This is a genomic window from Acinetobacter sp. RUH 2624, from assembly GCF_000162375.2.
Classification (GTDB): Bacteria; Pseudomonadota; Gammaproteobacteria; order Pseudomonadales; family Moraxellaceae; genus Acinetobacter; species Acinetobacter nosocomialis.
Genome location: NZ_KI391939.1, coordinates 618,380 through 639,138 on the forward strand (window position 1 = coordinate 618,380; position 20,759 = coordinate 639,138).

A 20,759-nucleotide genomic window follows, 5' to 3' on the forward strand; every position below is an offset into this window, starting at 1 on the left:
TCTAAAACTATCCGACAGGAGTGGCTATGAACACTGCAAGTTATCATAACAATCAGGCGATTTGGACCGAACTTTTACCCGGAGGACATCACTGGTCGGGTCGTATTCAAAAAGGAACTATTCTTAGATTTACATCGCTTGGCGCTCAGGCAAATGTTTCTTTGTTTTGTGTAAATGCTGCCGATGTGCTTGAACGTTTCAATATGCCCGACAGTTTAAAAGGGCAACACACCGCCTATTTAAAAGCTTCCAATGTGCTGTACTCAGACCTTGGCCGTGTCATGGCTTCTATTGTTCATGATGGTCATGGCTGGAACGATGCACTTTGTGGCCCAAGCCGACCAGAACAAATTGAAAAGCAATTTGGAACGCGCACCTTTCAAGATGCCCGCAATGATATGTACCAAAATGGCTTAGACAGCTTACTCATTGAAATGTGTAAATACGGACTTGCCAGCCAAGACCTGAGTGCCGCCGTTAACCTATTTTCTAAAGTTGTGCCTGATGAAAACGGGGCTTTGTCTTATGTCAGTTCTGACAACACCAATCAAACTATTGAACTGCGTTTTGAAATGGACTGCTTGCTATTTTTATCTGCTGCGCCGCACGGTTTAGACACCAGCCCAAGCTATCAACCTGCCGATATTCAACTCAGTTTATTTAAAGCCAATTCTCTAACAGACAGCGATATTTGTCGTGATGCATGTTCGCAAAATCAGCGTGCGTTCCAAAACACAGCCCGCTACTACGCATTTAGCAATATTTAAATCAGGAGAAGCATCATGACAGTTTTACAATCATTTGAAAAAGCAGTTTTAAATGAAGTTTGTCCTGCGGGTGAAGCATGGATGTGCGAGGTTAAAAAGGGTCAATATTTCCGAATTATTGACCTTGAGGGAAACCAAGCGGTCGATACTTTGTTTATGAGTGCCGAAAACCCGACTGAGCGTTATAGCGCAATGGATACTTTGGCTATCAACCAACAAATCTATTTAGAAAAGGGCACCAAGCTCTATAGTAACTTTGGCCGTCCAATTGCCGTTATTCATGATGATAACTGCGGTCGTCATGACACCATTGGTGGTGCCTGTTCATGTGAAAGTAATACGGTTCGCTATGCACATGAAACCTACCCAATGCATAGTTGCCGTAACAACTTTATGTATGCCTTGGCAAAACACCCGATTGCAAAAAAGCATGGCTTAAATGTCCGTCACATCGGTCCAAACATTAACTTTTTTATGAATGTGCCTGTGACGCCAGATGGTCAGCTTAAATTTGATGATGGAATTTCAGGACCGGGTAAATATGTCGAAGTTCGGGCAGAAATGGATCTGATTGTTTTAATTTCCAATTGTCCGCAGCTCAATAACCCATGCAATGCCTATAACCCAACCAAAATTCAACTGGTTGTCCGTGAAGCGGAAGGGGTATAAGCATGTTTAAAAAAGTTCTGATTGCTAACCGCGGTGCAATTGCCTGTCGCGTCATTCGCACTCTTAAAAAACTCGGGATCGCTTCGGTTGCGGTTTATTCCGAAGCTGACCGTGATTCTTTACACGTGACTTTGGCCGATGAAGCTTTTCTGATTGGGCCTGCACCTGCCAATCAAAGTTATTTAAATATTGAAAACATCCTTGAGGTTGCTAAACAGTCGGGAGCAGAAGCCATTCACCCCGGTTATGGCTTTTTATCTGAAAATGCCGAGTTTTGTGATTTGTGCGAAAGCCAAGGTATTGCGTTTATTGGGCCAACTTCAAGCCAAATGCTCGACTTCGGTTTAAAACATACCGCGCGTGAGCTGGCTATTAAAAGCAATGTGCCTTTACTTCCGGGTAGCTCATTACTTGCCAATGAAGCCGAAGCCTTAACTGAAGCAGCCCGTATTGGCTATCCGGTCATGCTGAAAAGTACCGCGGGCGGCGGTGGTATTGGTATGCGTCTGGTCTGGAATGAAACCGAGTTAAAAGATGCCTATCAAACCGTGTCTTATTTAGCGCAAGTCAATTTTAAAGATGCAGGTTTGTATTTAGAAAAATTTGTACAGCATGCACGCCACATCGAAGTACAAATTTTTGGTGATGGGCAAGGGCAAGTTTTAGCGTTGGGTGAGCGTGATTGTTCGGTACAACGCCGTAATCAAAAGGTGATTGAGGAAACACCCGCGCCACACTTAAATGAACAACAACGTGACTACCTCCAAAAAGTTGCGGTTCAACTCATGCAGTCAGTGAACTACCGTTCGGCAGGCACGGTTGAGTTTGTTATGGACACCGAAACCCAAGAATTTTATTTCTTAGAGGTCAACACGCGTTTGCAAGTCGAGCACGGCGTGACCGAGCAAGTATTTGGGGTCGACTTAGTCGAGTGGATGGTTACTTTGGCAAGCGGTGACTGGTCAGCACCAACAGAAAAGTTAGAGCCAACAGGACATTCCATTCAAGTTCGTCTTTATGCCGAAGACCCAATTAAACAGTTCCAGCCGAGTGCAGGCTTACTCACACAGGTTAAATTTGACCCGCAAGCCCGAGTCGAAACATGGGTAGAAACAGGTTCAACAGTGTCGTCTTTTTATGACCCAATGATTGCCAAAATTATTGTGACTGCTGCAACACGAGACCAAGCCATACAGGCAATGAGCGCTAGTCTTGCCAACACACAAGTCGCTGGTATCGAAACCAATCTGGAATATTTACAAAATATTATTGCTTGTGATGTGTTTGCTTTAGGCACTCAAACCACCCGATTTTTAAATACGTTTGAATGGAAAACTCAAAAAATTGAGGTGTTGCAGGCTGGCATTCAAACCTCCATTCAAGATGTAACAGGTCGACTAGGTTATTGGGATGTTGGGGTGCCGCCATCAGGTGCGATTGACCCACTCAGTTTAACTGTGGCAAACCAGCTTCTAGCTAATGAGCCAAATACCGCAGGGCTTGAATGTACCTTGCAAGGGCCAACTTTAAAGTTTCACTGCGACAGCCAAATTGTCATTACGGGTGGTGATATGCCTTCAAAACTTGATGGTGAACTGGTACCGATGTGGCAAACCATCAATGTGAAAAAAGGCCAAGTTTTAAAATGCGGAATTATCCGTTCAGGTTGCCGTAGCTATATTGGTATGAAAGGTGGTTTCGATGTTCCTGAGTATTTAGGGTCACAGGCGACTTTTACTTTGGGGCAGTTTGGTGGGCATGCAGGTCGTAATTTATTAATTGGGGATATGCTGCCAATTACTGAATATTCCGCTCAAACGACCACAGCTCTAGCTCAAGCGCAAATTCCTAGTTTTACCCAAAACTGGGAAATTGCAGTCATGTATGGCCCACATGGCGCACCAGATTTTTTCACCAAACAAGATATTGATACGTTCTTTGCCAATGAGTTCGAAATTCACTACAACTCAAGCCGTACAGGCATTCGTTTAATTGGGCCAAAACCTGAGTGGGCACGTGAAGACGGCGGTGAAGCAGGTTTACACCCATCCAATATTCACGACAACGCTTATGCGATTGGGGCAATTGATTTTACAGGTGATATGCCTATTATTTTGGGACCAGATGGTCCTAGCTTAGGTGGCTTTGTTTGCCCTGCGGTAGTCATTCATTCCGAGCTTTGGAAAATTGGACAACTTAAAGCCGGCGATAAGGTCAAATTTGTACCTGTGAGTTATGCGCAAGCAAAAGCACTCGATCAAAAATATCATCAAAGTTTAACCGCGATTGATACAACCCAGATCGATTTTAACCCAGCTATTCAAGCAGAACCCGATACTTTAAAAGATGCCGTTTTAGCTACTTTAGACGGTGAAGCTGACTTACCAAGCGTGACCTATCGACCAGCAGGAAATAGCTATTTATTGGTGGAATATGGCGAGTTAGTACTCGACCTAAATTTACGCTTCCGTATTCATGCGCTTATGCAATGGGTCAAAGATCAAAACATTCAGGGCATTATCGACCTAACACCGGGTATTCGTTCACTACAAATTCATTTTGATTCGATTCAACTCGATCAACTGGAGCTTTTACAGAAACTTCAACAAGCAGAAGCCGAGTTACCCGATATTCAAAATATGCAGGTGCCTTCACGGACTGTCTATTTGCCTTTGGCTTGGGAAGATTCGCAGACTCAACTTGCAACTGAGCGTTACACACAAATAGTTCGACCAGATGCACCGTGGTGCCCAGATAATGTCGAGTTTATTCGCCGTATTAATGGCTTAGCTTCTAAGCAAGCGGTTAAAGATGTGGTCTATAGTGCGAACTATTTAGTAATGGGGTTAGGCGATGTGTATTTAGGTGCACCCGTTGCGACGCCGCTCGATCCACGCCAACGTTTAGTCACCACAAAATATAACCCTGCGCGAACTTGGACACCTGAAAATGCGGTCGGCATTGGCGGTGCTTATATGTGTGTATACGGTATGGAAGGACCGGGCGGCTATCAGTTCGTTGGCCGTACCACTCAAATGTGGAGCCGTTACCGTAAAAATGCCAACTTCGAAGAAGGCAAACCATGGTTACTGCGCTTTTTTGACCAAGTTAAGTTTTATGAAGTGTCTGAGGCTGAACTTCTGCAAATGCGTGAAGACTTTAACGCAGGCCGACTACAACTTCGCATTGAAGATGGTGTGCTCAACCTAAAAGAATACAACGAGTTTTTAAAAATACATCAAGACAGCATTCAAGCTTTTAAAGACACGCAACAAGCTAATTTCGAGGCTGAACGCCGCCGTTGGCACGAAGCGGGCTTACAAGAATATATCTCTGAAAGCCTAGATGCTGTAGATGAAGGCGAAACCGTAGTGATCCCTGAAGGCGGCTGTGCAGTTGAATCGCACATGCCAGGCTCAATCTGGAAAATTGAATGTGCATCGGGAGATATTGTTGAAGAAGGTGCAACCCTTGCAGTAATTGAAGCGATGAAAATCGAAATTCCAATTATTGCACCCGAACGCATGAAGGTCAAAACCATTACTATTGAAAAAGGACAAACCGTAAAAACGGGGCAAGTGCTATTTACCTTAGCGCCAGTCGCTTAAATCAAAAGAGAGCATCGATATTGATGCTCTCTTTTTTATTATGCTTCGGTCAAATGCTTTAATAATTTATGGCCATGTTCAACAGCTTCTAATTTAATTTTTGACTCTGAGTTACCCGATAAAGGCGATACGTCATAAAGCAAAAATGTGCCGTTTAACTGCATTTGCGTATATTGAATTGAATGTTGAACCGCTTTTAAAAAGCTATCGATTAAGTTTTCTTGGTCGTTCACCATGTTCGCTTCTTTTTGCCCGACCGTCATACTAATAATGACTTTTTTATCTTTTAATTTGTCGCCCTGAGAGCCATAAGCGAACTGATAAGTAAAAACTTCATCAAACCATAACTTCAAAATTGCCGGCATATTAAACCAGAACATTGGATATTGCAGAATAATCGTTTCGTGGCGTAACAACGCTTCTTGTTCAGCGCTGACATCAATTTTATAGTCTGGATAAAGCTGGAAAATATCTCGGACTTCAAGGTCCGGATAGGTTTTTATAAGTTCATTCACTATCGTTTTATTTGCAATTGATTGAGCGTAGTAGGGATGGGCCAAAATAAGTAAAGCCATAATAATGCCTTGTAGCTATAAAAATCATAGTCACTATAATTTTTATAGTATGAGTGTACAATAACTATCAAAGTTGATAGGTGGCGTTAAAAATGACAAATACTGAAAATAAATGTGAAATCAGCATGAATGGAAAAACGTATCCATGTCATATCAGTATGGCTATGGATTTGGTGGGTGGAAAATGGAAAAGCGTTATTTTGTATTATTTAAAAGATGGGCCAAAACGTTTTAATGAAATCAATCAATTAATGCCAACTATCACAGAAATGACTTTAAGCCTTCAACTCAAGCAATTAGAGCAAAGTGGCTTAATCTCTAGAACGGTTTATGGTGAAAAAGCGCCGATTAAGGTGGTGTATGAAATGACTGAATTAGGCCAGTCTTTTAAACCTGTTTTAGAGTCTTTATCGATATGGGCGCATACGATGATTAATCAGGCATAAGACTAAAAAATATTAAAATATTGAATAGATTAGACTATGTGCGTGTGAATGAGGCATTTATTTCTTTTATTTTCACACAATTTAAAAAAGAGTTATTAAAAATGAATGGTAATGAGTCTACTTTAATTAAACAAGATTTTCCTGTTTCTTGGATGTATAAGTCAGGCAATGTTGAGTATTTATCTATTCCATATATTCATGGTGACATTTGTATCTTTGGACTGCCTTTAAGTGAGGTTGATAATGAATTCACGGTAACAGACTTTCCCAAAAAAACTAGAACAATTTATTCACTTTGTTCTACTAAATTTTATCCTTATCTTAACCGTATGATTGAATTAGAGTTAAATGAAAAAGTAGAATTTATGTTGATAGGTTTACAGCATGAATATATTGATTTTAATAAGAGTTTTTTTGATGACTTTAGTGAAATTAGCAAAGCTTTAAGTAAAAAATACTTTCCTAAATTAAAAGTGTTCAAATATGGATTTGATGAACTCTATGTTAATGAGTGCAGAATATATCCTAATTTAGGTGACATCACAGAAATTATAGAGAAAATGCCCGCTTTAGAGATATTAGAGATTAATGGAGCATTTGAATTAACAAAGCCTTTAAATTTCAAATATTTAAAATCATTGTCTATAGAGGTGGATTTAGGTATTGAAGACTGCAACGATGTTATGGCAATTAGCCAAACCACCCTTGATTTTATAATGAGTTCAAAAATTAGTGAACTAGAAAATTTTGAACTCATTATTAATAATAATGACTTGAAATATAATCTAAATTTAGAACTTTTTAAAAGTTTAGACTTAAATAAATTAAACAAAGTTTCTATATCTGGAAGCTTTCAAAAAGATTTAGAAGTTGAAATCTATAATTTATTGAGTAGCAAAGTTAAAAATATACGGATTAATAAATGATTTCTCTAATTTTGTTGCTGTTTAATTTGCGTTAAAAGCTAATGATAATATTTAAAGCCCCATCCCTGTGCATGGGGCTTTTTCTGCCCAAAAATCACTCACAAATTTCTGCCAAACCCATCAAAACTAACCTCAAAAACTGGCACATTTTCTGCATCTCTTACCAGTAATACAAAAACTGAATTTGGTAATACCAAACTAGAGGTGCGATATGAACGATGTAAAACCTGTGGTTCAACCAAAGCCAACTTTAAAAGCCTTTTTAGTCGAATTGCTTAGTGTACGTGCAGGCGTATATATCAAGCAAAACAATCAGCCGCCTAAAACAAAAGGATAAGACTGTGGCAAAACAAAAGTTGGCTCGAATCAGTATTACCGTACCTGAAACGACACTTAACGCACTCGACCAAAAAATTGTCGAGCAGAACTATGAAAGCCGCTCGCAAGCCATTGTCGACATGATTAATAAGCACCTGATTGCAGAGCAAGCACAGGCCAATGAAGTCATGGTGGGCACATTAACGCTACTTTACGACGCTAGCCAAATGACCTTGCGCAATCAATTGGTCGATTTACAACAACAGTTTTTAGCACAGGTGATTAGTTCACTTCATATCCAGCTCGACCAACAAAAAATATTGCAAGTCATGTTAATGCAGGGCGCGAGTTCTGAGCTTAGACAAATTAGCCAGCAATTTATTGTGTTGAAAGGGGTGATTAAAGGGCATTTAGAACTGATGGATGCTGTCATGCCGCCTATACAGCAAAATGACTAAATGAGGAGTAGCGTGTTGAAGAATTTATGGACCATCCAAGACTGGAAAACAGCATATCAAAACGGGCAAATCCATCTTAAGGATCTGCTTGGCTATGTGGCAGAAGTTAAAAATGATGATCATACGTGGATTGAAATTGCATCGAAGGAGCAGATTCAATCGCAAATTGATATTTTAAAAGACCAGAATATTGCTGACTTACCTCTATACGGTGTGCCATTTGCAGTTAAAGACAACATTGATGTCGCTGACTTTCACACCACTGCTGCCTGTAAAGAAGTTGAATATTTAGCGACACAAGATGCTGCCGTAGTAGCCAAGCTAAAAAAAGCAGGGGCGATTGTGGTTGGTAAAACTAACCTCGATCAGTTTGCAACGGGACTAGTTGGCGTTCGCTCTCCATACGGTGCAGTAAAAAATAGTTTTAACCCTGAATATATCAGCGGTGGATCAAGCTCTGGTTCTTCGGTAGTGGTTGCCAACGGCATTGTGCCTTTTAGTTTAGGGACAGATACGGCGGGCTCAGGACGTGTTCCTGCGGGTCATAACAATATTGTGGGCCTTAAACCAACAAAGGGCTGGTTTTCTACCACAGGTTTAATTCCTGCATGTCGAACCATTGATGTCATTTCTATTTTTGCGCTGTATATTGATGATGCTTGGGCAGTCGCCAGTTTAATGCAGGGCTACGATGAAACAGATGAATATTCACGAGCACATCCAGCCAATGTACCAAATCAATTTTCTAAACGAAAAATTGCTATTCCTGCTCAGCTTGAGTTTTATGGTGATATTGAATCTGAAAAGGCCTTTTTAATTGCAATTGAGCGCTTAAAAAAACTGGGCTATGACGTTGAGAGTATTGATTTCAGCGCGTTTAATGAGCTTGCTGCCGCACTGTATAACGATGCTTGGGTAGCAGAAAGAACAGTCGCCGTTGAACGCATGACAACACGTGAAAAGGCTCATCCAGTCATTGCTCAAATTATTGCGCAGGTAGATAAATTCAAGGCAACAGATGCACTTCAAGCCGAATATAACCGCGCCGTACTTGCTCGAAAAATTAATTTGGCTTTACAACCTTTTGATGCCTTGATGGTTCCGACAGCGCCAACCATTTACACCATTGCTGAAGTTGAAGCCGACCCATTGACTAAAAATGCGCACATGGGAGCGTATACCAACTTTGTTAATTTTGCTGATCTTTCGGCTTTAGCTTTGCCAAATGTACTTCGTGAAGACGGCCTACCAAGCGGGGTAACCTTTATTGCACCAGCTTGGCATGATCAGGCACTCGCCAATTTTGCGCAGCTTTGGCAAACCGAAACATCGCTGAGTTTAGGTAAATCAACTCAACATTATCAAAAAAGTCTAGAGATCCAGTCAAATCATTCAGTACAGCTAGCTGTAGTCGGAGCGCATTTAACAGGCATGCCACTTAATTTTCAGCTCACTAGCCGTAATGCCACTTTGCTCAAGAAAACACAGACCGCAGAGACTTATAAACTTTTTGCCTTAAAAAATACCACGCCACCAAAACCAGGGCTGCAATTCGATGAAGCAGGGACATCTATTGAAGTCGAAGTGTGGGATGTTCCTTTAGCAAATTTTGGAGCCATTGTGGCTGAAGTACCTGCACCACTTGGTATTGGGAACCTGAAACTAAAAGATGGAACATGGGTCAAAGGCTTTATTTGCGAAGCGTATGCCATTCAAGATGCAACCGATATTAGTCATTTTGGAGGCTGGCGAGCTTACATACAGTCACTCAATCAAACCGCTCAAAGTGTTGTTAGTAAAAATGTTGGGGAAGTTTCTATATGATTAAAAAAGCGTTTTTATCCGTATCTATTTTATCGGCAGTTGTATTGGGTGGTTGTGACAATACCGCTAAAGTGCCTGAGGCTAAACAAGACGCTCAGGCAGCCGCAAATACAAAACCAATTACCATCGGATATAGTGATTGGCCGGGCTGGGTGGCTTGGCAAGTGGCTATTGAAAAAGGCTGGTTAAAAGAAGCAGGGTTAAATGTAGAGTTTAAATGGTTTGATTATTCCGCGTCGCTTTCGGCTTTTTCGGCAAATCAGCTCGATGCTGTGTTGGTCACCAATGGTGATAACTTGGTAACAGCTTCGGGTGGTATGCAAGGCATGATGATTTTGGCAACGGATTATTCTGCGGGCAATGATGTCATTATTGCAAAAGAGGGCATTAATACCATTCAAGACTTAAAAGGAAAATCGATCGGTGTCGAAAAAGGCTTGGTTGACCATCTTTTACTAGCAACAGCTTTAACCGACCATAACATTAAAGCGAATGAGGTGAAGCTGGTAAATTCAGCGACGAACCAATTACCTCAAGTGTTTAATAGCCCCGATATTTCCGCGATTGCTGTTTGGCAACCTGTTGCAGGTCAGGCATTAAAAGCAGTGGCAGGTTCTAAAATTATCTATACCTCTAAAGACAAGCCGGGTTTAATTTACGACACCTTAACAGTCAACATGAGCCACTTAACTGCTCATCAAGAAGAATGGAAAAAAATCATTCAGGTGTGGGATAAAACCGTTAAATATATTAATGACCCTGCAACCCATGCCGATGCGGTTAAAATCATGGCAAACCGTTCAGGGGTTGACCCAAAACAATATGAGTTAATGGTCAGCGGTACGCATTTATTAGATATCAATGCCAATAAAAAAGTATTTACTAAATCTCAAGGCTTTGACTCGATTTATGGCTCTAGCTATCACGTCAATAAATTTAATGTCGAAAACGGTATTTATAAAACCGAACAAAATGTAGATGGGCTGATTTATCCAACACTCATAGAGCAACTTAAATAAACCCCATAAATCAAAAAGCCCAAGTTGAACTTGGGCTTTTTTGTGTTTGGCTTATTTTTCTGTACTGACTTGAGTCATACGCGGTATTTTTGGTAAGTCTTGCAACGCAGGGTCAAGCTCGTCTTCTTCAGCGTGAACCAGATAATCAACTCGTGCCCGAAGTTGTTTGAACTCAGATGTACTCATTAAATCGAGTGAACGTGGACGAGGTAAATTAACTTCAATAATTTCCTTAATTTCACCGGGGTTGGCTTTGAGTGCCACAATTCGGTCTGCCAGTAAAATGGCTTCATCCATGTCATGGGTTACAAAAATAATGGTGATATCAATGTTTTGCCATAAATCCATCAAGTGCTTTTGCATTTTTTGACGAGTGTGCGGGTCGAGCGCACCAAAAGGTTCATCCATGAGTAAAATTTTAGGTTGATTAACCAAAGCTCTAGCAATCGCAACGCGCTGTTTCATACCACCAGAAAGTTGATGTGGATACTGATTTTCATATTTTTCTAAACCAATAATATTAATCCATTCACGTGCTTGAGCTTCGGCTGTCATTTGACTCGCGCCGCGCATTTGAGGACCAAACATCACGTTTTCTTTTACGGTTTTCCAAGGGAAAAGGGTATAGCCCTGAAATACCATGCCGCGTTCAGGGCATGGTCCCGTAATGCATTCGCCGTCTACTAAAACCTCTCCACTATGATATGGGTCTAAACCCGCAATGACACGGCTCAGTGTCGATTTACCGCAGCCAGAAGGACCAATTACGCAAATAAATTCTCTTTTATGAACTTTTAAATCGAGCTTATTTAAAACAGTGCGTTCGCTTTGACCATGCTTAAAGACTTGGCTCAGTTGTTTGGCTTCTAAAATCACAGGACGTTCATAAATTTTTTGAAAGTATTCATGCGCGTTAAATGTTGAATCGTTCATTATTTTGCTCCTACTTTCCAAGTGAACATCCGTTCACCTAGCTTCATTAATAGCCAATCACAGACCAGACCAATCACCCCAATAATCAAAATAGCCGCATAGACATTGTCAAAGTTTTGATAGCGAGCCTGTTGGGTAATAAACCACGTAATACCCGAGGTCGTACCAATCAACTCTGAAACAATTAAGTAGGTCCAAGCCCAGCCGAGTAACACACGTAAATCACGGTAAATATCAGGTAAAGCTGCAGGAATCACCACATGAAATAAACTTTTGAGCTTATTGGTGCCAAGCGTATAGCCAGCTTCAATTAAGCTTCGATCAACCATTCGTGTGGTATTGGCAATAATGAGAATCTGCTGAAACAGAGTACCAATCACAATAATGGCAATTTTAGGTGCGTCATTAATCCCTAAAATTGCCACTGCAAGTGCACCAAACGCAGGTGCGGGTAGGTAACGGAAAAACTCGACAAACGGTTCTGTTAACAGGGAGATCCGCTTAGAAAAACCACACAAAATACCCAGTGGAATCCCTATAAGCGAAGAAATAAAAAAAGCTGAAAATACCAGTTTAATACTGTGCCATAAACTTTGATGAAACCACGGCGAATCAGGTTGTTCAGGTGGTGTGGTAAAGGCGGTGACCAAAGCCTTAGCGACCTCATGGGGAGCGGGTAAATAAATAGGGTTGACCAAAATACCTTGTGGTGGTGCAGAATTTCGATTGATTGCATTTTGTGCTTCGAGATAGAACACACTTTTATCAACACGACTGCCTACTTGTAAGTAAGGAACACTGCCTGAACTCGTGATTTGTACTTGAGGATGCCAAATAAAAGGTAAGTAACTGATTGCGCACCAAAGACATATTGGAATAACGAAAGAACAAATACTGAGAATCAGCTTGTTCTTTCGCGTAAATTCCTTTGCAACATAACCCATATCGAGAGCTCCCCATTTTGATCAGTATTACGATTTTCATAAAACGTAATATTGTTAAGCAAAATAAGTGCCATCTTTAAGATGCTCTCGATGAGTTAAGAAGACGAGGGAACTAAAGTTTATGTTTCAGCCTCAAGCACAAACTCACTTGGCTAACCGTGAGCAAGCAATGAAAGTGCTACAAGAAATAGCCGATTATTTTCAGGCCAACGAGCCACATAGTCCTGTGAGTTATATGCTTCAAAAGACCATTAAATGGAGTCAAATGCCATTACATGAATGGTTGGCACAAGTCATTAAAGATGAAAACCCATTACAAATGGTTCAGGAAATGTTAGGTGTGCAGCCTAAAAATGAATATGAATAAAGATTGGTAAAGACATATGTTTAAAGCTGAAAAAGTCCTGTGGGGCGAAGGTTTATTTTTAAGACCTCAACATTTCCAAATTCAAGATACCTATCATGAACAACGCTTAAATCACACTGTTCGTGCTGTTGTGCCGTTTTCATATGGTGTTCAAAAATTAAGTTTTGATGAAGCACAGCTTAGTACACATATTCTTGCGCTTGAATCGGTAGAAATGATTTGGCAAGACGGTGAAATATATCAGGCACCGGCTTACGATTTATTACCTGAACCAATTTTGCTTGATGAGCTTAATTTACGTGGTGAAATGGTCATCTATTTGGCATTACCATTATTACAAGCCAATAAACAGAATTTAATTGATCAGAATCAATCACAGAAGGGGCGTTATCAATCACATTTGGTTGAGACCCACGATCTGTTCACAAATGCGACAGAAGCTGATATCAGCTTATTGCGTCGTCGAGCTGTGTTTAAATTATTAGATGCAAACAGTAATCCTGATCATAATCTGGATGGTTTTCTTTATTTGCCAATTGGTAAAATCAAACGTCAGAGTTCAGGTGCTTTTGAAATTGATCGTAAATTTATTCCACCTATTTTGCATGTCGATGCATCTGAGACATTAGTTTCGAATTTAAAAAGAACATTGAATGTTATTAAGGCAAAAATTAAAACCATTCAAACCAACAACCGTGAAAATGAACAGAAATTAATTGAATTCCGTTCAGGTGATATCGTTTCGTTTTGGTTAGTCAATGCTTTAAACACTGCACATGCTGGTCTGAATCATTTCCTGCAATATCCACAAATTCATCCGGAACGATTGTTTTTTGAACTATTGCGTTTAGCGGGCTCATTATTAACTTTTTCGACAGCTTATGAAGTTGATCAGTTACCGGCCTATAAACATCACAATTTGCAAGAGAGTTTTACCCAGCTCGACACCATTTTGCGTGATTTATTAGATCCCATTATTTCTAGTCGCTACATCAGTATTGCCCTTAAAGAAATTCGTCCTTCATATTGGGTGGGAAGCCTCGAGACAGATAAGATTACTCGTGATACTAGACTTTATATAGCCGTTTCCAGCAGTGCAATGCAGACTCACGAGTTGATTCAGATTGTACCTCTACGGTTTAAAATCGGTAGTACGCTGGATGTTGAACAGCGTGTTGTTGCAGCATTACCAGCCATTCCATTACACCACTTAATTCAAGTTCCAACGGCTATTCCAGTGCGTTCTGGCGTGAGCTATTTCGAAATCGAACCGCATCATGAACTCTATCAGCGCATGTTAGATTCAGAGACGATTTGTATTTACGTTCCAGCGGGCTTCCAAGATATCAGTATTGAGCTGATTGCGGTCATGAACGCTTAAAGATAAAGGAGAGAAAAATGTCACAATCTACAGGTGCTCCTTCTTTATTTGATGACGGGCAAATCGGGACAGGGGGAAACAATAATAGCCAGTCCCAAGCAAAACTACAGGCGATTAATCTGATCGATTTATTGCACGATGGTTTTTATTTAATCTTTTTGATTCGAAATCAGTATGTGCCAGCTGACGCGCAGCGGTTTCGTGAAAAGATTTTAGATTTGCTTAATCGATTTGAACAACAAGCTAAAAAGTTGCAGTTTTCAGCAGATGATATTCATGATGCTAAATATGCATTTTGTGCATTGATTGATGAAACAATCGTGACCCAACAAGACCCAAGCTATTTTAATTTGCAAAATGCTTGGTTGATTAGTCCGTTGCAATTGAGCTTATTTGGTTCTCAATTGGCGGGTTATCAGTTCTTCGAAATATTAGAACAGCTGAGAAGCCGTGGAAAAGATCGTTTAGCTGCTCTTGAAGTATTCCATTACTGTCTATTATTAGGTTTTCAGGGTAAATATCGAATTGAGTCTATCGAAAGCTTAAATCATTTGGTTGCGCGAGTAGGTGACGAAATTGATTATTTAAAAGGTAAAAAAGTTGCTTTTTCGCCGTTCTCGGCAATTCCTGATCAGATACGAAATATTATTCATCGCGAATTACCTTTTTTCTGGATTTTGATTTTCTTATTGATTTTTGCATTGCTTACCTTCGCGGGTCTAAGATTTATGTTGAACAATCAAAATGATAAAGCATTATCTACTTATCAAAATGTGATTTCTGCCCCACAAGAGCAGGCACATATTACAATTTATTTACCTTGATGATGGAACGAAATGGCTCAGGAAAAACCAACTTCTATTCGAGTTTTGCAATCGAATAAAAAAAAGTCGAGATCACCAGTAAACTATATCATCATTGGTATTATTGCCGGGGTGTTTGTAAGCATCTCACTGTTCCTGTTCTTGTCTCAACCGTATTCGTCAGATCCTACCACTGTTGAGAGTAAGTCAAATCAAGATCAGGAACGTGATCCAGTATTGATGACGAATTCTTCTACGCATGGACAAGTTACAGTTGATCAGCAAGAGCAAGCTGATCCAATGAGCCATGATGGTTTTGAGCAACCTAAAGAAAATGAACTGAGTGGTATTTTTAAACCTGCTCCTCATAAAAATGCGGCTCCAACTCAGCAACGTGTTTCACCTTTTGATGCACAGTTAACAGGTGAACGGGTAGCACCTAAGCAACAAGTTGTGGCTAAACCCACTCAACCAATACAACCAGCTCAGCAAAAACCTATCGCTCAACCTAAGGTAGTTCAAGCTAAACCTGCTGAAGCTAAGAAAGTTCCAGTTGAGCCAGAGGCTGAGGCGGAAACACCGAAAGCATCGGTTGATATCAAAGTGACTCGCAGTCCATTTGCGGTGAATTAGTAAATTCATGATGATTTTTCTAATTTTCTTTTGTTTTGCCTGCCTTGCTATAGGGCTGGCATTTTTAATGTCTTACGAACTCAGAAGTAAAGGTAGAACATTTGTTTTATCGTTATTACCTCAGGGACGTCGGCAACTAAATCAGGTCAGGCAATTTGCCCAGACCATGAATCAGGCAGCTGCACCTGAAAAATTACAATCTCATTGGCATTTGCAACAATGGTGGATTGTAATTGCAGGATTTTTTTTATTTGCCAGCATTTTAGTTTTTGCCTTTACTCGTCCGATTAGTTCAACTCGGATTGAAGCCGAATACTTAAAAAAAACTGATCCGCAAATTTACGCATTATTAAATGGAGAAATCTTATCACCACCACCTGAAGTGGATGAAGGTCTGATTGAAGCGGCAATTGTTGAAGCGACTCAATTAGAACAACAATATGCTTCTCAAGACAGTGGTGCAATTAATTCTTCACCTATTGATAAAGCAAGTTTCGATGGTCGTGCAATTTTAGATACCAATATGGTCAATCGTAAGTGGGACAAAATGAACCCACGCTATAAGCAGCGTTTGCTTATGGTCTTTAAAATTATGAAAGAGCAATATGGTTATGAGTTAGTCTTGCTTGAAGGTTATCGCAGTCCAGGGCGCCAAAATATGTTGGCAGGCAACCCGAATACAACCAAGGCAAAAGGTTATCAGAGCTACCATCAATTTGGTTTAGCAGCAGATGTAGCATTTAAACGAAATGGTAAAGTGGTTATTTCTGAACGTGATCCATGGGCTATGCAGGGGTATCGTCTGTATGGGCAAGTTGCAGAGTCCGTTGGACTGACATGGGGTGGACGCTGGAAATCTATACAAGACTATGGTCATACCGAGTATAGAATGCCTGGTTTGAAGAAAACTCAGGAAATGGCGGAAAAATTGATTGCTGAAAGCTTAAATGAAATAAGTTAAAAGCTTAAGAGAGCGATTCGAAACGATCCTGCAATACAGTAGTCATCTTATCAGCAAGCTGGGAAATCAACCCAGCTTTTTCCCATGTGTAAATTGAAACTACCATAGGTGAAGCTTCACCTAACGATCTATATTTACGTACACGACGACCTTTAGTGGTACTTACAGGAAGTAAAGATATTCCCAAACCTGTTTCGACACTGACTAAAACACTTTCTAAACTACTGCCTGTAAAAGCAATATACCAACGTTTCCGTTCTCGCTCTAAGGTTTCAAACATTTCGTCTCGATAAAGTCCACCTTGGGGAAAAGTTACTAAACGAATGGGATCGGTTATGGATGTAATCGTATTTTCACTTTCAAACCAAGCCATTTCTTCAGGAAAAGATGCATAGCAATCAGCACTGGCAGCAGGCTCTTTCACGATAACAATATCCAGTTCACCATTTCGGTAACGCTCTGTTAGGTTACGGCTTAGACCAGAAGTAACATCTAAGCGAATAGACCGATGGGCTTGCGCGAACATGCCAAAAATTTCTGCCATAACAGTACTCATCATATCTTCTGGTAAGCCAATCCGAATAGGAATACTACCTGCTGGATCTTTTAAAACAGCTTCTGCTTCTTGTTGAAGTGTCAAAATTCTTTGAGCATAACCAATTAAATATTCACCTGAGGCAGTCAATTGTAAAGGTCGTGATGTACGATCAATGAGAGTATGACCAACAGATTCTTCAAGACGTGCCAATTGCTGACTAATCGTTGATTGTGTCAGATGTAACTTATCAGCAGCGATGGTAAAACTGCCACTTTCAAAAATAGTCACGAATGCACGAAGAAGACGAGGGTCAAACATAAGAATTATCACCAACAATGCAAAAAGCACAATAAATAAGTATTTATAATCTTAATACAATCGATTAAATAATTTAATTTCCAAATACTTTTAAGCACATTTATTCTAGTTCCAAATTGTTCTGCTCTTAAAGCTTACTTAGAGTTTTTCATACCTAAGTTTCTTATCTAGATAATTGGATCATTGCTACAGCATGTACATTCAAGTGAATACTGTGAAATTGAAAGTTACTTCTTTTAGTCGGCGCAAAGTGGGTTGAGGATAAATGATGAAAGAAAATCAAATGTTTTTACGCCAAGCGTTAGAACTTGCTTATCACAATGTTGAAAAAGGCGGCAGACCATTTGGAGCAGTAATTGTAAAAGATGGGAAAGTAATTGCTTCTGGCGTAAATCAGATTTTAACAACCAATGACCCGACGGCTCATGCTGAATTACTTGCAATTCGTGCAGCTAGCCAAGTTCTAGGAACTGCAAATTTAGAAGGTTGTTCTGTGTTTGCAAGTGGGCATCCATGTCCTATGTGTATGGCCGCAATGCGTTTAGCAGGTATAAAAACAGTTCATTATGCTTATTCTAATGAAGACGGAAAACCTTTTGGTTTATCTACAACTGAAATATATGCTGATCTTGCAAAACCCTTTGCTGAGCAGTCTATGAAAATTGAATATGTACCTGTTCGATTTGAAGGCCGTACCGATCTTTACGTACTGTGGAAGAATTATCAAAGCAATCAGTCAGGCCTAAAGTAATGAATCAGTCTGGAGCTTCTTTTGCTCGATCCATGCTTATCGTTACAGTCGCCTTGGTTGGACTCAATTTAAGACCTTTTATGACAAGCATTGGTCCATTAGTCTCCAGTATCCGAGCAGGCACTGGGTTGAGTCTACAAGGAATAGCTTTACTCACTTTATTGCCGATGATGTTAATGGGAGTCATTGCATTTATTGGTCCAATCGTACAAAGCATAGTTGGCGAGCGCAGAGTTGTTTTGGGTGCTTTACTGACTATTTGTATTGGATGTGGCCTTAGATTTTTATTTCCTACAGCTGAGGGTTTAATTATCAGTGCGGTTGTGATCGGTTTAGGCGTCGCGCTGATACAAGCAGCTTTTCCAGGCATTATCAAAAGAGAGTTTAGTCAACATATTGGACCGATGATGGGACTTTATTCCGCTATGCTTATGGGGGGCGGTGCATTAGGCGCATGGTTAGCGCCTGTGGTCTCAAATATAATGGGTTTATGGCCTGTGGGATTGGCTTTCTTTGCTCTACCAGCTGTATTGGCATTAATCTCAACATTTATTTTTTTACCCTCTATCGTAAGTTTGAATGTATCTGCAGCACCTGTAAAGACGTTGCTTAAGAAACCTAGAACATGGTTATTAATGCTGTGTTTTGGGCTTGTTAATGGTGGTTATTCTTCGGTTGTTGCTTGGTTAGCACCGTCTTTTCAAGATCATGGTTGGAGTAGTGGACAAAGTGGAAAATTGCTCGCTTTACTTGCTTTAAGCCAAGCAGCATCGGCACTGATTTTGCCTATTTTAGCTAGACAATATAAAGATCGCCGTCCATGGCTATGGTTTACTCTATTCATGCAATTTGCTGGTTTTTCTGGACTTGCATTTGTGCCCGAGTTTGCATCTATTTTATGGGCAATTTGTTTAGGGGTTGGCTTGGGAGGCTGTTTTGCTCTAACACTTATTGTTGCACTTGACCATTTTGAAGAACCTAGCAATGCAGGAGCTTTATCTGCACTTATGCAAGGGGGTGGTTTTTTACTTGCGGCTATACCACCTTGGCTAGTCGCAGCATTACACGACTTTACAGGGACTTATAAAGCGGGATGGATTTTTCATCTATGTAGTGTGATACTGGTGATAGTTTTAGTGATAAGACTAGCACCTAAAAGTTATCGCAAAATTCGCCTATAAATTTTTATGTGAGTAGAGAATATTACATATCTAAAGAAATACGATTTAGTTGCAAAGAAGATTAAAGAATAGTGATAGGATGATTCTGAAATTTTTAGATTTGAAATGAATAAAACAATATTTGATTTTTATGACATCTACTTTGAAAAAAATTGCCTTACTTAAACAAGGCTTAGGAAAAAATAGTCCATTTGCGACAGGAGTAGATGGAACCTTACAGGCGATTGAACATTTAGGATATGTGCAGATTGATACCATCTCTGTGGTTGAGCGTGCTCATCACCATATATTATGGAACCGAGTGCGTGACTATGAGTTAAGCCATTTAAATAGTTTGGTTCGCGAACGTCAGATTTTCGAATATTGGTATCATGCGGCGTCTTATCTTCCTATGAAAGATTATCGCTATGCTTTACCTGCCATGATGTCGGTTAAGAAAGGGGAAAGCCGTTATTTCAATAGAGGTGATCAACACCTGATGAATGAAATATTGGCGCGTGTTCGTGCTGAAGGTAAAATTCGATTACGTGATATTGACAAGAAAAATAAAAAAAGTTTAGGGAATTGGTGGAATACAGGTCCGGGACGCCGTGCTTTTGAGCAGTTATATATGCAAGGCGATCTGATGATTTGTGAGCGTAACGGTATGGAAAAAGTTTATGATTTGACAGAGCGTTGCTTGCCTGAAAATATTGATTTAACAATGCCTACGCTTTACGAATATGCGCAGTATTTATTTACTAATACGCTTCGAGCACATGGGGCATTTACATGGAAACAATTAGTTCATTTAAAGAAAAATGATTTAAAAGATGCTATGCGTGTTGTGCTCAAAGAGCAGGTTGATGCTGGTATTGTATCAGCGGTTAAAGTTGCTGACGGTCAAACCCTATATGTAGATGTAGCAGCAATAGAGCAAAAAGTGGATAGTGAATTTGGTTTAAAAATACTTTCACCATTTGATAACTCGCTTATTCATCGTGACCGCTTAACTTCTTTATTCGAATTTGATTATCGGATCGAATGCTATGTACCAGCAGCCAAACGGGTATTTGGATATTTCTGTTTACCTATTCTCTATCAAGATGAGTTGGTCGGCCGAATTGACTGTAAAGCGCATCGGAGTGTGAAAGAGTTAGAGGTAATTAGCTTACATTTAGAAAAAACAGTGAAAGATAAAGAGCATTTCTTTTTCGAGTTAGAGCAAGAACTCAAACTTTTCGCAGCATTTAACCAATGTTTAACTGTTAATGATAAAGTAAGTAAGTTTATTCGCAGCAAGAATTAAATAAACATTATTCTAGGTTTAAAAATAAAACACCAAAAGAATTAAGGCTTT

At 40.0% G+C, this 20,759-nt stretch carries 20 protein-coding genes and 1 pseudogene; 17 read left to right on the top strand and 4 right to left on the bottom strand.

Annotated features, from left to right (window positions below; all coding sequences use genetic code 11):
- Positions 1 to 26 precede the first annotated feature (26 nt).
- The 3 genes from HMPREF0014_RS09620 to uca are packed head-to-tail and all read left to right on the top strand — an operon-like array spanning position 27 to position 5,044.
- Positions 27 to 767, top strand: coding sequence for an urea amidolyase associated protein UAAP1 (locus HMPREF0014_RS09620; protein WP_004887829.1), 741 nt, complete (start codon positions 27 to 29; stop codon positions 765 to 767).
- 15 nt (positions 768 to 782) lie between these two features.
- Positions 783 to 1,436 carry an urea amidolyase associated protein UAAP2 gene (locus tag HMPREF0014_RS09625; RefSeq protein ID WP_000217380.1) on the top strand — a complete coding sequence of 218 codons (654 nt, stop codon included), beginning with the start codon at positions 783 to 785 and terminating at the stop codon, positions 1,434 to 1,436.
- Positions 1,437 to 1,438: 2 nt separating this feature from the next.
- Positions 1,439 to 5,044 carry an urea carboxylase gene (uca, locus tag HMPREF0014_RS09630; RefSeq protein WP_004887828.1) on the top strand — a complete coding sequence of 1,202 codons (3,606 nt, stop codon included), beginning with the start codon at positions 1,439 to 1,441 and terminating at the stop codon, positions 5,042 to 5,044.
- A 38-nt stretch (positions 5,045 to 5,082) separates the two neighbouring features.
- On the opposite strand, the gene HMPREF0014_RS09635 is transcribed toward uca, so the two are convergent.
- Positions 5,083 to 5,619 carry an NAD(P)H-dependent oxidoreductase gene (locus HMPREF0014_RS09635; protein WP_004887826.1) on the bottom strand — a complete coding sequence of 179 codons (537 nt, stop codon included), beginning with the start codon at positions 5,617 to 5,619 and terminating at the stop codon, positions 5,083 to 5,085.
- A 92-nt stretch (positions 5,620 to 5,711) separates the two neighbouring features.
- On the opposite strand from HMPREF0014_RS09635, the gene HMPREF0014_RS09640 reads away from it, so the two are divergent.
- The 6 genes from HMPREF0014_RS09640 (at position 5,712) to HMPREF0014_RS09665 (ending at position 10,610) form a co-directional block, all read left to right on the top strand.
- Positions 5,712 to 6,065 carry a helix-turn-helix domain-containing protein gene (locus HMPREF0014_RS09640; RefSeq protein WP_004887823.1) on the top strand — a complete coding sequence of 118 codons (354 nt, stop codon included), beginning with the start codon at positions 5,712 to 5,714 and terminating at the stop codon, positions 6,063 to 6,065.
- A 38-nt stretch (positions 6,066 to 6,103) separates the two neighbouring features.
- The gene (locus HMPREF0014_RS09645; RefSeq protein WP_023188395.1) at positions 6,104 to 6,991 is read left to right on the top strand and encodes a hypothetical protein; all 888 of its coding nucleotides are present in this window, start codon (positions 6,104 to 6,106) and stop codon (positions 6,989 to 6,991) included.
- A 211-nt stretch (positions 6,992 to 7,202) separates the two neighbouring features.
- Positions 7,203 to 7,328, top strand: a complete 126-nt coding sequence (locus HMPREF0014_RS09650) for a hypothetical protein (protein ID WP_001000625.1) — start codon at positions 7,203 to 7,205, stop codon at positions 7,326 to 7,328.
- Between the two features lie 4 nt (positions 7,329 to 7,332).
- On the top strand, positions 7,333 to 7,767 hold the full coding sequence (locus HMPREF0014_RS09655; protein WP_001118705.1) for a transcriptional regulator: 435 nt from the start codon (positions 7,333 to 7,335) through the stop codon (positions 7,765 to 7,767).
- A 12-nt stretch (positions 7,768 to 7,779) separates the two neighbouring features.
- Complete coding sequence (gene atzF, locus HMPREF0014_RS09660; protein ID WP_004887817.1) at positions 7,780 to 9,591, top strand: allophanate hydrolase; 1,812 nt, start codon at positions 7,780 to 7,782, stop codon at positions 9,589 to 9,591.
- Complete coding sequence (locus tag HMPREF0014_RS09665; protein WP_004887815.1) at positions 9,588 to 10,610, top strand: ABC transporter substrate-binding protein; 1,023 nt, start codon at positions 9,588 to 9,590, stop codon at positions 10,608 to 10,610. The genes atzF and HMPREF0014_RS09665 overlap by 4 nt, the downstream gene beginning before the upstream one ends.
- 51 nt (positions 10,611 to 10,661) lie before the next feature.
- Here HMPREF0014_RS09665 and HMPREF0014_RS09670 read toward each other — a convergent pair whose 3' ends face one another.
- Positions 10,662 to 11,543, bottom strand: coding sequence for an ABC transporter ATP-binding protein (locus HMPREF0014_RS09670; protein ID WP_004887813.1), 882 nt, complete (start codon positions 11,541 to 11,543; stop codon positions 10,662 to 10,664).
- Entirely contained in the window at positions 11,543 to 12,487 is a 945-nt protein-coding gene (locus HMPREF0014_RS09675) for an ABC transporter permease (protein WP_004887812.1), read from the bottom strand. Before HMPREF0014_RS09675 ends, HMPREF0014_RS09670 begins: the two co-directional genes overlap by 1 nt.
- 124 nt (positions 12,488 to 12,611) lie before the next feature.
- Between HMPREF0014_RS09675 and HMPREF0014_RS09680 the strand changes: the two are divergent.
- From HMPREF0014_RS09680 to HMPREF0014_RS09700, 5 genes and pseudogenes are all read left to right on the top strand, one after another.
- Positions 12,612 to 12,854: pseudogene (locus HMPREF0014_RS09680) on the top strand (type VI secretion system protein TssA); the annotation flags it as partial.
- A 16-nt stretch (positions 12,855 to 12,870) separates the two neighbouring features.
- Positions 12,871 to 14,235 carry a type VI secretion system baseplate subunit TssK gene (gene tssK / locus HMPREF0014_RS09685; RefSeq protein WP_004887810.1) on the top strand — a complete coding sequence of 455 codons (1,365 nt, stop codon included), beginning with the start codon at positions 12,871 to 12,873 and terminating at the stop codon, positions 14,233 to 14,235.
- A gap of 17 nt (positions 14,236 to 14,252) precedes the next feature.
- Positions 14,253 to 15,059, top strand: coding sequence for a type IVB secretion system protein IcmH/DotU (gene icmH, locus HMPREF0014_RS09690; RefSeq protein WP_002048400.1), 807 nt, complete (start codon positions 14,253 to 14,255; stop codon positions 15,057 to 15,059).
- A gap of 12 nt (positions 15,060 to 15,071) precedes the next feature.
- Positions 15,072 to 15,671 carry a hypothetical protein gene (locus HMPREF0014_RS09695; protein ID WP_004887809.1) on the top strand — a complete coding sequence of 200 codons (600 nt, stop codon included), beginning with the start codon at positions 15,072 to 15,074 and terminating at the stop codon, positions 15,669 to 15,671.
- A 7-nt stretch (positions 15,672 to 15,678) separates the two neighbouring features.
- Positions 15,679 to 16,632: a M15 family metallopeptidase gene (locus HMPREF0014_RS09700; RefSeq protein ID WP_002048347.1), complete on the top strand. Its 954-nt coding sequence runs from the start codon at positions 15,679 to 15,681 to the stop codon at positions 16,630 to 16,632.
- A 4-nt stretch (positions 16,633 to 16,636) separates the two neighbouring features.
- On the opposite strand, the gene HMPREF0014_RS09705 is transcribed toward HMPREF0014_RS09700, so the two are convergent.
- A complete protein-coding gene (locus tag HMPREF0014_RS09705) occupies positions 16,637 to 17,488 on the bottom strand; it encodes a LysR family transcriptional regulator (RefSeq protein WP_004887808.1) in 852 nt (283 codons plus the stop codon).
- A gap of 268 nt (positions 17,489 to 17,756) precedes the next feature.
- On the opposite strand from HMPREF0014_RS09705, the gene HMPREF0014_RS09710 reads away from it, so the two are divergent.
- The 3 genes from HMPREF0014_RS09710 (at position 17,757) to HMPREF0014_RS09720 (ending at position 20,708) form a co-directional block, all read left to right on the top strand.
- Positions 17,757 to 18,239 carry a deaminase gene (locus HMPREF0014_RS09710; RefSeq protein WP_004887807.1) on the top strand — a complete coding sequence of 161 codons (483 nt, stop codon included), beginning with the start codon at positions 17,757 to 17,759 and terminating at the stop codon, positions 18,237 to 18,239.
- On the top strand, positions 18,239 to 19,420 hold the full coding sequence (locus HMPREF0014_RS09715) for a cyanate transporter (RefSeq protein WP_004887806.1): 1,182 nt from the start codon (positions 18,239 to 18,241) through the stop codon (positions 19,418 to 19,420). Before HMPREF0014_RS09710 ends, HMPREF0014_RS09715 begins: the two co-directional genes overlap by 1 nt.
- 130 nt (positions 19,421 to 19,550) lie before the next feature.
- Positions 19,551 to 20,708, top strand: coding sequence for a crosslink repair DNA glycosylase YcaQ family protein (locus HMPREF0014_RS09720; RefSeq protein ID WP_004887805.1), 1,158 nt, complete (start codon positions 19,551 to 19,553; stop codon positions 20,706 to 20,708).
- The last annotated feature ends 51 nt before the right edge of the window (positions 20,709 to 20,759 follow it).

What these genes read in the sequence shown, in the direction of transcription:
- HMPREF0014_RS09670 (WP_004887813.1), bottom strand. Translation starts at nt 11,543, where the DNA reads ATGAACGATTCAACATTTAACGCGCATGAATACTTTCAAAAAATTTAT.
- HMPREF0014_RS09700 (WP_002048347.1), top strand. Translation starts at nt 15,679, where the DNA reads ATGATGATTTTTCTAATTTTCTTTTGTTTTGCCTGCCTTGCTATAGGG.
- HMPREF0014_RS09650 (WP_001000625.1), top strand. Translation starts at nt 7,203, where the DNA reads ATGAACGATGTAAAACCTGTGGTTCAACCAAAGCCAACTTTAAAAGCC.
- HMPREF0014_RS09635 (WP_004887826.1), bottom strand. Translation starts at nt 5,619, where the DNA reads ATGGCTTTACTTATTTTGGCCCATCCCTACTACGCTCAATCAATTGCA.
- HMPREF0014_RS09715 (WP_004887806.1), top strand. Translation starts at nt 18,239, where the DNA reads ATGAATCAGTCTGGAGCTTCTTTTGCTCGATCCATGCTTATCGTTACA.
- icmH (WP_002048400.1), top strand. Translation starts at nt 14,253, where the DNA reads ATGTCACAATCTACAGGTGCTCCTTCTTTATTTGATGACGGGCAAATC.
- HMPREF0014_RS09695 (WP_004887809.1), top strand. Translation starts at nt 15,072, where the DNA reads ATGGCTCAGGAAAAACCAACTTCTATTCGAGTTTTGCAATCGAATAAA.
- uca (WP_004887828.1), top strand. Translation starts at nt 1,439, where the DNA reads ATGTTTAAAAAAGTTCTGATTGCTAACCGCGGTGCAATTGCCTGTCGC.
- HMPREF0014_RS09665 (WP_004887815.1), top strand. Translation starts at nt 9,588, where the DNA reads ATGATTAAAAAAGCGTTTTTATCCGTATCTATTTTATCGGCAGTTGTA.
- HMPREF0014_RS09705 (WP_004887808.1), bottom strand. Translation starts at nt 17,488, where the DNA reads ATGTTTGACCCTCGTCTTCTTCGTGCATTCGTGACTATTTTTGAAAGT.
- HMPREF0014_RS09640 (WP_004887823.1), top strand. Translation starts at nt 5,712, where the DNA reads ATGACAAATACTGAAAATAAATGTGAAATCAGCATGAATGGAAAAACG.
- tssK (WP_004887810.1), top strand. Translation starts at nt 12,871, where the DNA reads ATGTTTAAAGCTGAAAAAGTCCTGTGGGGCGAAGGTTTATTTTTAAGA.
- HMPREF0014_RS09675 (WP_004887812.1), bottom strand. Translation starts at nt 12,487, where the DNA reads ATGGGTTATGTTGCAAAGGAATTTACGCGAAAGAACAAGCTGATTCTC.
- HMPREF0014_RS09620 (WP_004887829.1), top strand. Translation starts at nt 27, where the DNA reads ATGAACACTGCAAGTTATCATAACAATCAGGCGATTTGGACCGAACTT.
- HMPREF0014_RS09710 (WP_004887807.1), top strand. Translation starts at nt 17,757, where the DNA reads ATGAAAGAAAATCAAATGTTTTTACGCCAAGCGTTAGAACTTGCTTAT.
- HMPREF0014_RS09720 (WP_004887805.1), top strand. Translation starts at nt 19,551, where the DNA reads ATGACATCTACTTTGAAAAAAATTGCCTTACTTAAACAAGGCTTAGGA.
- HMPREF0014_RS09625 (WP_000217380.1), top strand. Translation starts at nt 783, where the DNA reads ATGACAGTTTTACAATCATTTGAAAAAGCAGTTTTAAATGAAGTTTGT.